Here is a 14828-nt window from a genome sequence, read left to right as displayed (position 1 = left end):
GCCCCTTTTTATTATTCATTACACTTTATCTCTGATAACTGTTTGTAGATACTATATCTTCTTTTAGCTGCTTTGTTTGCAAAGTCAGTAAGCTCTTTCGCCCTTTCAGGAAAGTTTTGCATGATCGTTTTAAATCTTGTTTCAGTTTTCATATACTCTTCGACACTCATAGTAGGTTCTTTGCTGTCTATTATGAGCGGATTTTTACCTTCAGCAGCCAAAGCAGGATTAAACCTATACAGATGCCAATATCCTGACTGTACAGCCATCTTCTGATGATCCACACCTTTTGACATATCGATACCATGTGCTATACAATGGGAGTACGCAATGATTATTGACGGACCATCATAAGCCTCAGCCTCTAAAAAGGCTTTAATACACTGGGTTGGATTAGAAAGAGCTACTTTAGCAACATATACATTGCCATAAGTCATTGCAATCATGCCAAGATCTTTTTTCTCACCTTCCTTACCAGCGAAGGCAAACTTAGCAAATGATCCAGTAGTAGTAGCTTTGGATGCCTGTCCACCTGTATTAGAGTAAACCTCGGTATCAAGCACCAGAAGGTTTACATTTTGAGACTGAGCAATAACATGATCTAACCCACCATAACCGATATCATACGCCCAACCATCACCACCAACTATCCACACAGATTTCTTAACAAGATAATCAGCTACATCTTCAAGTCTCCTGGCTTCCGCTGTGTTTATACCCTTTAAAATATCTCTAAGTTTGGCAACTCTTTCCCTTTGCTCCTCTATTTCAACCTGATTTGTCTGGGGAGCACTCAAAATCTCATCTACCAACGAAGCACCAATTTTATCTTTCAGTGCCACAAGGTATTCTTTAGCTATCTCATTAAATTTATCGACAGCAAGTCTCATACCATAACCAAACTCTGCATTATCTTCAAACAGAGAATTAGCCCATGTTGGACCTCTACCATCGTATCTTGGTGTATAAGGTGTTGTAGGCAAGTTACCACCATAAATTGACGAACAACCTGTTGCATTAGCTATATAAAGTCTATCACCAAAAAGTTGACATAATAACTTAATGTATGGTGTCTCGCCACACCCTGCACATGCACCAGAAAACTCAAACATATGGGGAGCAAGCTGACTACCCTTTAAGTTGGCCTTATCGTATTTTTTGATATCCAATTCTGGTATTGACAAGAAAAAGTCAAAATTCTTTCTCTCCTGCTCCCTTAATGGAAATTGAGGTACCATATTGATGGCTTTTCTTGTTGGATCAGCTTTACTTTTAGCAGGACAATTATAAACGCATGCAGCACAACCGGTACAATCCTCCACGGCCACCTGAATTGTACACTTCATACCTGCAAATTCTTTACCCCTTGCATCAGCAGACTTAAAAGTAGCTGGTGCATCCTTTAAAACTGATGGGTCATAGATCTTCATTCTTATGGTTGCATGGGGACATACAAAAGAACATATCCCACACTGGATACAGATCTCCGGATCCCACTCAGGAACAGATAAAGCAATATTTCTTTTCTCATATTTGCTTGTACCTGTTGGATAAACACCATCATCAGGTAACCAGGATACAGGCACATCATCCCCCTCAAAGGCAACCATTTTACTTATTGCCTTTCTAACTATCTCTGGTGCTGTAGGATCAGTGATGTACTTATGCATCTTGACAGAGCTGGTTGCAGTCTTTGGATAGTTAACCTCGTAAAGTTCGTTAATACCTGCATCAACAGCAGCTATATTCATATTTACCACTTTATCACCATATCTGCCATAGGTCTTCTTAATTGCATCTTTTATAGCTTCCACAGCCTTGTCAAATGGGATAATATTTGAGATCTTAAAGAAAGCAGTTTGTAGAATTGTGTTGGTTCTACCACCCAACCCAATCTCTTCAGCTATCTTATCAGCATTAATTACATAAAATTTAACCTCTTTATCTATGATCTCCTGCTGAACCTCTACAGGTAGCTTATCCCAAACCTCATCCTTAGAGAATGGCGCATTCAACAGAAATACCCCACCTTTTTTCAAAGGCTTAAGGATGTCATAAAGCTCCAAGAATGAAAACTTGTGGCAACCTATAAAATCAGCTTTCTGGATAAGATAAGAGCTTCTTATCTCTCTCTTACCAAAACGAACATGGGATATGGTCATAGAACCAGACTTTTTTGAGTCATAGACAAAGTAAGCCTGAACATTATTATCAGTAAGATCACCGATGATCTTTGCAGAGTTTTTATTAGCTCCAACAGTACCATCAGCACCAAGACCATAAAACATCCCATTGAAAACATCATCCTGAGGTACTACCCAATTCTTATCATACTTTAAGCTCTTGAATGTAACATCGTCTTCTATACCTACAGTAAAACCATTGATAGGCTCATTAGCATCTAGATTATCAAACACAGCCTTTACCATAGCAGGGGTGAAGTCCTTAGAACCGAGACCATATCTACCACCGATGATTAATGGATACTTAGTAAACGTTACCATCTTCCTCTGCATAGCCTCGCCAATAGCTGTCCTTACATCAAGATACAACGGTTCTCCAAGAGCACCAGGCTCCTTTGTCCTATCAAGTACTGCTATCTTGAGAGCAGTTTTAGGTAACGCATTTATAAATGATTCAAGGGGGAAAGGCCTATAAAGTCTTACTACTACAACCCCTACTTTCTCACCAAGACTGTTCAGATATTCTACTGTTTCTCTTGCCACATCAGAACCAGAACCCATAAGAACAATCACTTTTTCAGCATTAGGATCTCCGAAATATTCCACTAAATCGTATCTCCTACCAGTAATCTCAAAAAATTTATCCATATATTTTTTGGTAATGGCAGGAACTTTTTCATAATACTTATTTGAGGCCTCTTTACTTTGGAAAAACACATCAGGGTTTTGAGCAGTACCTTTAATAGTTGGGTTATCAGGGGTTAATGCCCTCCTTCTATGGGCAGAAATGAGCTCATCACTCAGCATTGCTCTCATATCATCGAAAGTAAGTTCCTCAGTAGTTCTTATTTCATGGGATGTTCTGAAACCATCAAAGAAATGTAAAAAAGGAACTCTTGATTCAAGGGTAGCAGCCTGAGCAATGAGGGCAAAATCCATAACCTCTTGAGGATTATTAGAACAAATCATAGCCCAGCCTGTCTGTCTACAAGCCATAACATCAGAATGATCTCCAAATATAGAAAGAGCATGGGTAGCTACAGCCCTAGCACTAACATGAAAAACTGTAGGAGTAAGCTCACCAGCTATTTTAAACATATTAGGGATCATCAACAAAAGCCCTTGAGAAGCAGTAAAAGTCGTCGTCAAAGCACCAGATGCAAGTGCACCATGAACAGCACCCGCAGCACCACCTTCAGATTGCATTTCCACTACCTTAGGAACCGTACCCCATATATTTGTTTCACCTTTTGCTGATTTCTCATCAGCAAGTTCTCCCATTACTGATGAAGGGGTAATTGGATAGATTGCTATAACCTCATTTGTTGCATGAGCCACATATGCAGCTGCGGTGTTGCCATCGATCTGAACAAACTTTCTTTTCATGTTGCCTCCTTCTTTATGTTAAGCCACACTTTATTTTCTTTATTTTGAATATACAGTACAAATTTTATATGATTAACTTAAACAAGTCAACCAAAATATATTTTAAAAAAAATTACGTAATATTCATCAGAAAATTAGATATCAGAAAAGAAGACAAAACCACCAAACAACTCCAAAAATACTTCAAACCGCTGATCTTGCTGTAAATGAATACTGAAACAGCTAAATACCAAGATACCATAATAGCTCCAAAATATAAAACGGTATCTTTGTCAAACAAAAAACTTATAGGAGCAAAGATATTCATCACCTCTATTGCTACAAAAAGCTTTAAAAATTTTAAAAATGGGATACTCCTTCTGGGCATCAGTATATAAAGGAATAAGAGGTAAAAGAGTGTCAAAAATACACCGTACACAATCTTATCAAAGTCATACAATAGCTCAGAGTCCAATGATTTATAAGGTATAAGAAGGGTAAAAAGAAAAATGGTCACAAGATTAAATTTAAGCCTATCATCCACATATATTCTAAATAAAGCTTTTTCAGAAAAAAATATAAGACTCAAACAACAAAAGAAAGTTTCTATCAGACCGGGATATTTTTGATCACCACTTTTTAGTGCCATTTTCCCAGTCATTTCTTATTCCATACCACCAATCATAGTAGTTTGTTTTTTCTATTGAAATAGCAAGCTCTTTTGCCAAAGTAGTTATAAGCCTTTTTTTAGCAGCACTTATCCAGTTTTCCGCTTGTTTGTTTCCTTTATCCATCTGCTCCTTTAAAAACAGAATAAGCTCCAGCGTATCCGCATCCTTTGCAAGTTTTGCCTCCAACGTCTCAGCAGCCGAGTACTCCTTAATAATACTGTAAACCTCATCACTCATAGGCAAACCATCCAAGAGATCTTTTAATGCTCGCTCATCATCTGACTTAACATACATCTGTTGAAGATAATTGAGATCCCCTGTTCTGGTTTCTTCAACGTCATGAAATAAAGTCATAAGTATAACCTTCAAGGGATCAGCAGAGGCCATCTTTGCCATCGTATAACCTATCAAAACAGTTCTGAAGATATGGGAAGCTACCGTTTGCTCACCAGATCCCAAAAAGACGTTGCCACTTCTTCTGACATGCTGAAGAATACCCACCTCAAAAAAGAAATTCACTACTCTATCTATATCACTCATTTCTTAAATCTATCACCCTTTTTGCTTTACCTTCAAAACGTTCAATACTCTTTGGTTCCACAAACTTTATCTTTGGCTTTATACCCAACACGTTAAACATCCTTTCGGTGAGCTGCTCCAAAATCTCTTTTTGTTTTTTCATCTCATCAAAAAATAGCGTTTCGGTCATCTCTATATCAAGCTCCATCATATCGAGCCTTCCCTTCTTTTTAAGGAAGATCATATAATGGGGAGTTGTTTGGTCAAACTCTTTTAAAACCTCTTCCACCTGAGATGGGAAGATATTAACACCATTTACAATAACCATGTCATCCGTTCTACCTGACGGCTTCTCCATTTTTATCAAAGTCCTACCACAGGGGCAATTATCTCTGTATAACCGGGTTATATCCCTTGTTCGATACCTGATCAGAGGCATAGCCTCCCTCGTTAACGTAGTGATCACAAGCTCACCTTTTTCACCTTCAGGCAAAGACTCACCTGTGTCAGGATCAATCACCTCAACAAAAAAATGATCCTCATTAATATGTAACCCATTCTTGTACAAACACTCTCCAGATACACCAGGCCCCATAACTTCAGATAAACCATAATTGTCAGTAGCTATCACTCCTAATCGCCTCTCCACCTCTTCCCTAACCTTTTCACCCCACGGTTCACTACCAAGTAGAGCAAACTTTAGATGAATATCGTTTTTAGTAAGGTTCAACTTTTCAAGTGTTTCAGCTATATGAAGGGCGTACGATGGAGTACAAACCAATACAGAGCTTCTATAGTCCTGCATAATCAATATCTGTCGTTTGGTATTACCACTGGAAACAGGAATAACACTGGCACCTATATGCTCAGCAGCATAATGAAGTCCAAAACCACCAGTAAATAAGCCATAGGTAAAAGCGATATGAACTATATCATTAGCGGTAACTCCACCAGCCACCATAATCCTTGCAACTAAATCTTTCCAGTTTTCCAAATCATTTCTGGTATAACCCACAACTGTCGGTTTACCAGTAGTACCACTTGAGGAATGGATCCTTACTATATCCCTAAGAGGTACTGCAAACATCCCATATGGGTAATTGTCCCTAAGGTCATCTTTATAGGTAAATGGGAATTTAGCAATATCTTCAAGCCTTTTCAAACTATCAGGGTCCACTCCACACTCTTTAAACTTCCTTTTGTAAAAAGAAACATTCTCATAGGCCCTGTTAAGGACAGCCTGTAGCCTCTCAAGCTGTAATTGCCTCATTTCTGACAATTCTAAGGTTTCTTCCTCTTTCTGCCAAAAATTCATTTTATCTCTCCCATTTCTCTCTGTACTCTTTGCCCAAGTATGCTCTTTTTATTTCATTGTCAGATACTAATTCACTACTCTTACCCTGCAGCACAATTCTACCATTTTCTAATACATAACCCCTATCAGCATATTTTAAAGCAGCCACAGCATTTTGCTCCACTAAGAAAATAGTAAGACCGTTCTTTTTGAGCAAAGACAACTTTTCATATACCTCTTTTACAACTAAAGGCGCAAGCCCCATAGAAGGTTCATCCATCAACAAAAGCTCAGGATTTGACATGAGCGCCCTCGAAATAGCTAACATCTGCTGTTCTCCACCTGACAACATTCCCGCAAGCTGCCTAAACCTCTCCTTGAGCACAGGAAAAAGCACCACAAGCTCTTCTATTTTTTTAGATATATCTCTTTTCTTTAAATTATATCCACCCAACTCAAGATTCTCAAGAACAGTCATATTAGGAAAGATCCTTCTACCTTCTGGCACAAGAGCCAATCCCAAAGAGTTCCTTCTATTTGCTGGGATATCTTTCAGATTTTTATCTTTGAAAACAATCTCCCCTTCCGATGGTATGAGACCAAATATGGAGTTTAACAAAGTAGTCTTACCAGCACCATTAGAACCTATCAAAGCAACAAACTCACCCTTTCTTATATGAACAGACACATTTCTTAAGGCATTAATAGACCCATAATTAACCGTCAAAGATGTAACCTTAAGCATCCAGATCCCCCAAATAAGCCCTAATTACCTCATCGTTTTGCCTTATCTCAAGGTAACTACCCATTGCAATCACTTTACCAAAATTTAGACAAACAACATACTTAGCAAGACTCGAAACAAAAGTCATATCGTGCTCCACCATCAGGATATCGATACCTGTTTGGGCTATCTTTTCGAGTAAAACTCCCAGACTCTCCTTTTCAGTATTATTAAGACCAGCAGCAGGCTCATCAAGCAATAACAATATGGGATTAGAGACAAGGGCTCTTGCCAACTCAAAATTTTTCAAAACCCCATAAGGAGCTGATTCAGGCTTAAGATGCTGCCAGGATTTTACACCAGTGAGTTCCATTACTTCATCGATCTTTTCATCTATTCTTTTCCAAAAAGATTTGTTCAACCTCATCATATCTTTTAAAAGTGATGGCTTTTCCTTCTCAAGAATACCGAGATAGAGGTTTTCCCTCAATGTTGCCTCTTTGATGAGGTTTAAATTCTGAAAGGTTCTTGATATACCTAATGAAAATATTTTATATGGTGGTTGTCCTGTGATATCTTCACCTTTAAAAAAAATTTTACCCTCGGTAGGTACAAGAAATCCAGATACAACATTAAAAAGTGTGGTCTTTCCAGCCCCGTTTGGTCCAATTAAAGCATTTATCCCATTAGAAATAGAGAAAGAAACATTACTTAAAGCCTTTAACCCTCCAAAACTTATTGATATATTATCTACTTTTAACATAGTTACCAAACACCTTTTTAAATATTCCAGCTAACCCCTGCGGGAAAAACATCACTACGATTAAAAGCAATGTTCCATAAACCACCATCTCATAATCTTCAAAAGTCGAAATCAACTCAGGAAAAAGTGTTAATAAAGAAGCCCCCAAAGTACCACCAACAATACTACCCAAACCACCCACAGTAGCCATAACAAATATATCGATGGAATACTTAAGGTTAAAAGATACTGGGCTTATAAAACCTGAGTAGAATGCAAAAAGACTCCCGGTAATAGAGGTTAATCCAGCCACAAATACAAATACAGATATCTTTGTCTTTGCCACATTTATCCCAAACGACTTTGAGGCAAACTCAGATTCCTTTATGAACTTAAGCTTATATGAATAATAAGATTTATCAAACAATTCTAACAAAATAGAAAAAATCACAAAATAGATCGCCATAAACACAAAAAACTTACTTTCATTATCCAAAACAACTCCAAACAAACTCAGTTTCGGTATCCCTACAAGCCCAGAAGGACCTCCAGTCAGATTTGTAAACTCATTAAAAAGTATATAAAAGATCATCCCAAAGCCCAATGTTGCCATCGCCAAATAGTGTCCATGTAGCTTCAATGTAGGATACCCCACCAAGAACGCCACAATTACAGAAAAAACAATACCCAATAGGATCGTCAACATGGGATCAAATCCGTAATGTACAGTCAAAATACCTGAAGTATAAGCACCGATACCAAAAAAAGCAGCCTGTCCCAAAGAGATAACACCGGTGTAACCAAAGAGTATATTTAGTAATGAAGCATTTATAGCATTGATCATTATGTATATAAGTATGCTTTTGTAAAACTGATTTTCTACACTAAAGTAAAATATAGACAAAAATACCACTATAAATATTAGATAATAAAAATTTATTTTTTTCATATTCTCACAGCCTTTTTCTTACCAAAAAATCCTGATGGTTTAACAAAAAGTATCAAAAGCAGTATAATAAAAGCAAAAGCATCTTTAAAACCTGATGGTAATGTAAACGCAAAAAATGCTTCTATAATACCAAGAACAAAACCTCCAAAAAGTCCACCCCAAAAACTACCAAGTCCACCAATGATAGCAGCAGCAAACCCCTTTAAACCAGCCATAACACCATCAGTGTATGTAACAAATGTAATCGGAGCTATAATAGCACCAGCCAAAGCACCCAAAAAACCAGCTATAGCAAAAGAAAGCATCCTAATCATATTCACATTTATACCACATATCGTTGCAGCCATCTGGTCATCATAACAGGCCCTAAACGCTTTACCATATTTGGTGTACTTAAAAAAACTAGATAATAAAATAGCAGCAGCAAAACATACCATTATCACCAAAATACTTTGGGAAGTAATACTACCTCCCAACATTGGGATCGTTTTCTCCTCAACATAGGATGGAACTGCCAGAGAATCCCTTCCCCAAATAATCATAGCAAAACCACGTAAAATAATGGATAAAGCTATCGTCACAGTGATAAGATTGGTCTCAGTTTTAAGTCTGACATACCTTAAAAAAAACCTTTCAAAAACCAAACCCAAAACAAACATAGATACAAAAGTGATTACAAAGGCATATACAGGATGTAAACCAATAAGGGAAAGGGTGGTATACATAAGCATACCACCCAATACCACAAATTCACCTTGGGCAAAGTTTATAAGCCCTGTTGTATTGTAAATTATATTAAAACCTATTGCAACAAGAGCGTAAATACTTCCACTGGTCAACCCTGAATATAAAAACTGCATTACTCCACAATCTCCCAATCACCATTTACTATTTTTATCATCAGAAAAGAATCCTTATTTAAGCCGTTATGATCATCCTTAGACATATTGAACACACCAGTGGTCCCCATAAAACCCTTTATATTCTCAAGAGCTTCTGCTATTTTATCCTTATCCTTACCAGCTTTTTCGACAGCCATTTTAAACATCATAAAAGCATCATAAGCATACCCTCCAAAAGAGGAAACTGGAGAGTTAAATTTCGCCTCAAATTCCTTTTTATACTCCATCAGTAAAGGTTTAAATTTATCATTATTTGGCAGTTTGTCAACAACAATTAATCTACCAGCTGGTAAGTAAATACCATCGGCTGCAGCACCTGCTAATTCAATGAACTTTTTAGAAGCAACCCCGTGAGACATAAAAAGTGGTGCACTAATATTGAGCTGCTTGTAGTTTTTAGCTACTATCGCAGGAGCTGGCCCCACACCCCAGCAAATAATAGCATCAGGATTTTTAGAAGCTATCTTCGAAAGCTGAGAAGTCATGTCTTTGTCAGTATCTTTAAATCTCTCATCAGCAACCACTTCCAAGCCATAAGCTTTAGCTTCAGACAACAGAGCTGTCCTTCCTGTATCACCAAAACCATCCTGAGATGTCAATATAGCAACCTTCTTTTTATTCTGTTTTTTAAGATAGTCGTATATTTTTTCTACAGCATGTTCATCGGATTGGGGAGTTTTGAAAATATATTTCTGAACGGGATAAACAATCATCTTGCTTGCTGCTACAGATATAAGAGGGATTTTCATGCTCTGGGCTAAATCTTTTATAGCAAGGGATGGCCCTGTTCTTGTTGGTCCAATAACTGCCACCACCCCATCATTTTGGACAAGTCTTAAAAATTTTTTCCTAGCTTCAGCGTCCTCACCTTTATCATCGTAGATAATAACCTCAATCTTTTCACCCTTTATACCACCTTTTTTGTTTACATCTTCCACCAGCATCTCAAGTGTTTGTTTTTCAGGTAACCCTAAATATGATGCAGGACCAGTAATCGAAAAGATTGCCCCCAACTTGATCTCAGCATACACTACAGTATTTAAAATAGCTAATACAATAGCTACTAATATTAACCTTCTCATTCTAGACCCCAACAAATATTTATTTTATCAATTTCCACTTCTTATTCTCAATCCTGACCATAACAAAAGCATCCCTTGATAGACCGTTGTGGTCGGTATTGGAAAAATTGAATGTTCCATAAGTACCAACATATCCCTTTATATTCTCTATATTGTTAACTATATCTTCAGTGTTTTTAAAATTTCTAAGAGCCATAGAGATGATATTTATAGCATCATAGGCATGACCACCGAATGTAGATACCGGCGTTTTGAATTCGCTTTCAAAATCTTTAATATAAGATAAAAGTAGTGATTTATATTTATCATTATCAGGCAACTGCTCCGCTATGATCATCCTACCAGCAGGCAGTATTATACCATTTGCTGCATCCTGAGCCAGCTCTATAAATTTAGCAGATGCCACACCATGACTCATCACAAGCTGGGCATTGATGTTTAACTGTTTGAAATTTTTAGCTATAATAGCAGGAGCAGGTCCCACACCCCAGCAGATAACAGCATCCGGCTTTTTAGCAGCGATCTTGGATAGCTGAGAAGTCATATCCTTATCGCTATCGGAATACTTTTCATCAGCCACAACCTCAATGCCAAAATTTTTTGCTTCCTTAAGTAGAGCAGCCCTACCAGAATCACCGTAGCCATTTTGAACAGTTAAAAGTGCCACCTTATTTTTCTTATTTGCAGATAGATATTCATAAATTTTCTGGACAGCATGATCATCAGACGGCGCCACTTTAAAAACATATCTGTTAAGAGGATCAACAATCCTGTCACTGGAAGCCATACTAATAACTGGGACTTTGTATTGGGATGCTAAGTCTTTGATGGCAAGTGTTTCCCCAGATGTGGTAGGCCCCAAAATAACAGACACTTCATCCTTTTGAACAAGTCTTAGAAACTTCTTTCTTGCTTCATCATCAATACTCTGTGTATCGTAAATCACCATCGAAATCTTCTGTCCACCTATACCACCCTTTTTGTTAATCTCCTGAACAAGCATTTCAATAGTCTGCTTTTCTGGCAAACCCAGAATAGAAGCAGGTCCAGTAAGGGCCAAAAGTGCCCCTATTTTCAACTCAGCATAAGCAGAAACCGACAAAAGTAACAACAAAAACACAAAAAGTCTCTTCATATCATACCCCTATATACCATATATTTTGTTGCCTTCTAAGGTTTTTATACCTGCGCTTTCTAATGTTTCCAAAGCCTTCTCCACCTCATCAAACCTAAAAATCATAACAGCAAAATCGGTGCTCTTCTCAACAAAAGCATACATATACTCCACATTTACATCATTATCCTTTAATATCTTAAGAACGGAAGCAAGACCACCAGGCACATCAGGCACTTCAACAGCAATCACCTCAGTTTTACCAACTGTAAAACCGTTTTGCTTTAAAAGGGTATAAGCCTTTTCAGGATCATTTATAATTAACCTCAAAATACCAAAGTCAGAAGTATCCGCAAGGGAAAGGGCCCTTATGTTTAAATCGTTTTTACCTAAAAGATCACAAATCTCATATAATCTACCAGACTTATTTTCTATGAATACTGAAATCTGAGTAATTTTCATAAAACCCCCTATTTGAGTTTTCTTTTATCTATAACTCTCTTTGCTTTTCCCTCACTTCTTTCCAGCGTCTTCGGTTCTACCAAACGAACCTTACAAGTAATACCGATGATATCCTTTATATTCTTCTCTATACTTTCACCCAACCCCTGTAATACTTTGATCTCATCAGAGAAAAATTCCTCACTCACCTCTACCAGCACTTCAAGCTGATCAAGATTGTTTACCCTATCAACAATAATCTGGTAATGGGGCAATACACCTTTTGTTTCTATGAGGATGGACTCAATCTGTGATGGGAATAAGTTTACACCTCTAATAATAAGCATATCATCCGTTCTACCTGTTACTTTTTCCATTCTGACAAAAGTTCTACCACAAATACATGGCTCTTTTATAAGCCTTGATATATCCCTTGTCCTGTATCTGATTATTGGTAAAGCCTCTTTGGTAAGACTTGTAAAAACAAGTTCTCCAACCTCTCCGTAAGGCAATGACTTTTCAGTATCAGGATCTATTACCTCCACCAAAAAATGATCTTCATTAATATGCATACCGTTTTTGGCCTCGATACATTCAAAGGAAACACCCGGACCTATGACCTCACTCAAACCATATATATCAATAGCATCTATCCCCCACTTCTCCTCTATCTCTTTTCTCATCTCATTAGTCCACGGTTCTGCCCCAAAGATACCCACCCTTAGAGGTAACTCCTTTATATCTATCCCCTCCTCAATGGCAGTCTCATAGAGATTAAGGGCATAAGATGGCGTACAGGAGATAGCATTGGCACCAAAATCCTTCATTATCATCACCTGTCTCTTAGAGTTACCACCAGAAATAGGGATAACAGACGCACCAATAAGCTCAGCACCATAATGGGCTCCAAGCCCACCAGTAAAAAGTCCATACCCATAGGCGTTTTGAAGAATATCACCTTTTTTGACACCAGCAGCGGTAAATGTCCGTGCCATCAGTTCAGCCCACATGGATATATCCCTTTTTGTATAACCAACCACAGTAGGCTTGCCTGTTGTCCCACTTGAAGCATGGATTCTAACTACCTGTTCTCTTGGTACTGCAAATAGCCCAAAAGGGTAGTTGTCTCTAAGATCCTGTTTGTATGTAAAGGGAATATATTTTATATCTTCCAATGTCTTAAGCTTGTCCGGATGAAAACCAGCCTCATCAAACTTTTTTCTATAAAAAGGTACAGTGGCATACACTTTTTCAAGAGTTGCTTTGAGTCTTTTAAGCTGCAATGCCTCAAGGGCTTCCCTTGGCAATGTTTCAAACTCTTCATTCCATATCATATTGCAACCCCACTAAAAAAAATTTAATAATTCTTAACGAAAAATCGGGAAAAAGTCAAATATAATTTAACCTAATCACTTAACTATTAGCCAACTCTTCTATTTCGTCCATGAGTTTTTTATGACAATCGGAGCAAATACCATGGGTAAACATAGGAAGATAATTATGTTCGAATAACTTTAAATTATTCACAGCTTCATCTAACTCAATATATCTATCTACATAAAAGATTTTATCGCACCAAGCACACATTCTATAGACCAAATCTGATCTTCTGGAAAAATCCAGTAAAGTAGGTCTTGGTGTCTTGGATACCAAAACATGCCTTAATCTTAGCATCCCATCTATAAGAGGCTCTATTTCAAGCTTAAAGATCCTGTTGTACTTGTCATCATCACATCTATATGTCGTCGTAAAAGTTATCTTTTTTGTTCTAACAATCTGAAATATTTTACTTAAAAGTTTTTTAAGCATCTCATCATTGGAAAACTCGAAATACCCTTTACCTTTGATATTAGATAAATCTACATTTTTAGCATTTATGATTCTATTTGCAGCGTCCAGATAAAATTCGATTATTTCATCCATAAAACACCCTTATAAGGATATAATGCAACACCCCTTTAATCAAAAGCCCAATGCAAGTTCCCAAAGCAGCTGGTTTTAATACTTTTCTTGTTGTCTCACCAGCAGAACATAACACCATGACTCCCACAATATCAAAAGGGTTTATCACAAACCCTGCAATCAAATTCAAATCTTTGGCTGTCATAATACCAGACTTTATAAGATCAACAGAAACAGCCATCATTGCAGTCCCACCAGCAAGAAACTTTGTCACCACAGGAAGGGTAACAGACGGATTAACACCAAAAAAACCAACTATAGGTTTAAACAATGTTTCTATAAGATTAACAATATTATAAGCTTTTAAAATATTTACCGCAAATATAGCAATCATTATAAGTGGAATAGATTTTAAGATAAGATTCACAGCCTCATACCCACCATCAAGCATAATAGTCAAGATAGATCTACCAGAACTAAGCTTTGTAATGCTATCGTAAACAGAATTGCTATACTCAAGTTTTCTACCGAAAATATAAAAGGTAAAACATGCCGATAAAACACCGCCTACAATAGATGTAAAAAGTATAACCTTAAAATCCAAACCATATACAATCAAAGGAAACACAGCATTGGCCTGCGACATAGAAAAAATCATCGCAAGGGACGCAGCCATCTCCCTTTCAGAGATTCTCTCTTTTTCCATTATCGTAAGGGTAGCAATAGGCGCAGCAAAGCTCACCAAAAGTATCTGCAACGCAGCAAAAATACCAAGCCCAGGCAAACCAAAAATCCTAAGTACTGGATAAAACAATCCTGAAACAAACCCCAAAACCCTTTTCTCCTCCAATAACCTCATAACAGCCATCATTATAACCATAATAGGTAACAATACATAAAGACATAGATCCACAGCAGTCTTACCAGATTTTAAAATAAG

At 37.4% G+C, this 14828-nt stretch carries 14 protein-coding genes; all 14 read right to left on the bottom strand.

Translation table 11 applies throughout. The annotated features are described in order from the left end of the window. Positions 1 to 11 precede the first annotated feature (11 nt). Positions 12 to 3569: a pyruvate:ferredoxin (flavodoxin) oxidoreductase gene (nifJ, locus tag N3C60_09740; protein ID MCX8085189.1), complete on the bottom strand. Its 3558-nt coding sequence runs from the start codon at positions 3567 to 3569 to the stop codon at positions 12 to 14. Between the two features lie 112 nt (positions 3570 to 3681). Continuing rightward, on the bottom strand, positions 3682 to 4209 hold the full coding sequence (locus N3C60_09735; protein MCX8085188.1) for a hypothetical protein: 528 nt from the start codon (positions 4207 to 4209) through the stop codon (positions 3682 to 3684). After that, the gene (locus N3C60_09730; GenBank protein MCX8085187.1) at positions 4178 to 4759 is read right to left on the bottom strand and encodes an HD domain-containing protein; all 582 of its coding nucleotides are present in this window, start codon (positions 4757 to 4759) and stop codon (positions 4178 to 4180) included. Before N3C60_09730 ends, N3C60_09735 begins: the two co-directional genes overlap by 32 nt. Further along, positions 4752 to 6053: a phenylacetate--CoA ligase gene (locus tag N3C60_09725; GenBank protein ID MCX8085186.1), complete on the bottom strand. Its 1302-nt coding sequence runs from the start codon at positions 6051 to 6053 to the stop codon at positions 4752 to 4754. The genes N3C60_09730 and N3C60_09725 overlap by 8 nt, the downstream gene beginning before the upstream one ends. 1 nt (position 6054) lies before the next feature. Then, the gene (locus N3C60_09720) at positions 6055 to 6777 is read right to left on the bottom strand and encodes an ABC transporter ATP-binding protein (protein MCX8085185.1); all 723 of its coding nucleotides are present in this window, start codon (positions 6775 to 6777) and stop codon (positions 6055 to 6057) included. Continuing rightward, positions 6770 to 7519: an ABC transporter ATP-binding protein gene (locus N3C60_09715; GenBank protein MCX8085184.1), complete on the bottom strand. Its 750-nt coding sequence runs from the start codon at positions 7517 to 7519 to the stop codon at positions 6770 to 6772. Before N3C60_09715 ends, N3C60_09720 begins: the two co-directional genes overlap by 8 nt. Then, positions 7503 to 8447 carry a branched-chain amino acid ABC transporter permease gene (locus N3C60_09710; GenBank protein MCX8085183.1) on the bottom strand — a complete coding sequence of 315 codons (945 nt, stop codon included), beginning with the start codon at positions 8445 to 8447 and terminating at the stop codon, positions 7503 to 7505. Before N3C60_09710 ends, N3C60_09715 begins: the two co-directional genes overlap by 17 nt. Then, on the bottom strand, positions 8444 to 9307 hold the full coding sequence (locus N3C60_09705; GenBank protein MCX8085182.1) for a branched-chain amino acid ABC transporter permease: 864 nt from the start codon (positions 9305 to 9307) through the stop codon (positions 8444 to 8446). Before N3C60_09705 ends, N3C60_09710 begins: the two co-directional genes overlap by 4 nt. Continuing rightward, positions 9307 to 10431: an ABC transporter substrate-binding protein gene (locus tag N3C60_09700; protein ID MCX8085181.1), complete on the bottom strand. Its 1125-nt coding sequence runs from the start codon at positions 10429 to 10431 to the stop codon at positions 9307 to 9309. Before N3C60_09700 ends, N3C60_09705 begins: the two co-directional genes overlap by 1 nt. 19 nt (positions 10432 to 10450) lie before the next feature. Next, positions 10451 to 11566 (bottom strand): ABC transporter substrate-binding protein, encoded by a 1116-nt coding sequence (locus N3C60_09695; protein ID MCX8085180.1) that lies wholly within the window; start codon positions 11564 to 11566, stop codon positions 10451 to 10453. A 9-nt stretch (positions 11567 to 11575) separates the two neighbouring features. Next, positions 11576 to 12007 (bottom strand): ACT domain-containing protein, encoded by a 432-nt coding sequence (locus tag N3C60_09690; GenBank protein ID MCX8085179.1) that lies wholly within the window; start codon positions 12005 to 12007, stop codon positions 11576 to 11578. An 8-nt stretch (positions 12008 to 12015) separates the two neighbouring features. After that, positions 12016 to 13320 (bottom strand): phenylacetate--CoA ligase, encoded by a 1305-nt coding sequence (locus N3C60_09685; protein MCX8085178.1) that lies wholly within the window; start codon positions 13318 to 13320, stop codon positions 12016 to 12018. Positions 13321 to 13399: 79 nt separating this feature from the next. Continuing rightward, positions 13400 to 13909 carry a hypothetical protein gene (locus N3C60_09680; protein MCX8085177.1) on the bottom strand — a complete coding sequence of 170 codons (510 nt, stop codon included), beginning with the start codon at positions 13907 to 13909 and terminating at the stop codon, positions 13400 to 13402. After that, positions 13902 to 14828 (bottom strand): nucleoside recognition family protein (locus N3C60_09675; GenBank protein ID MCX8085176.1); only part of this gene is annotated, 927 nt, incomplete at its 5' end. The genes N3C60_09680 and N3C60_09675, both read right to left, overlap by 8 nt.

Source organism: Calditerrivibrio sp., assembly GCA_026415135.1.
GTDB lineage: Bacteria > Chrysiogenota > Deferribacteres > Deferribacterales > Calditerrivibrionaceae > Calditerrivibrio.
The sequence above is the reverse complement of the archived record's forward strand: the minus strand, read 5'-3'. Positions and strand labels throughout refer to the sequence as shown.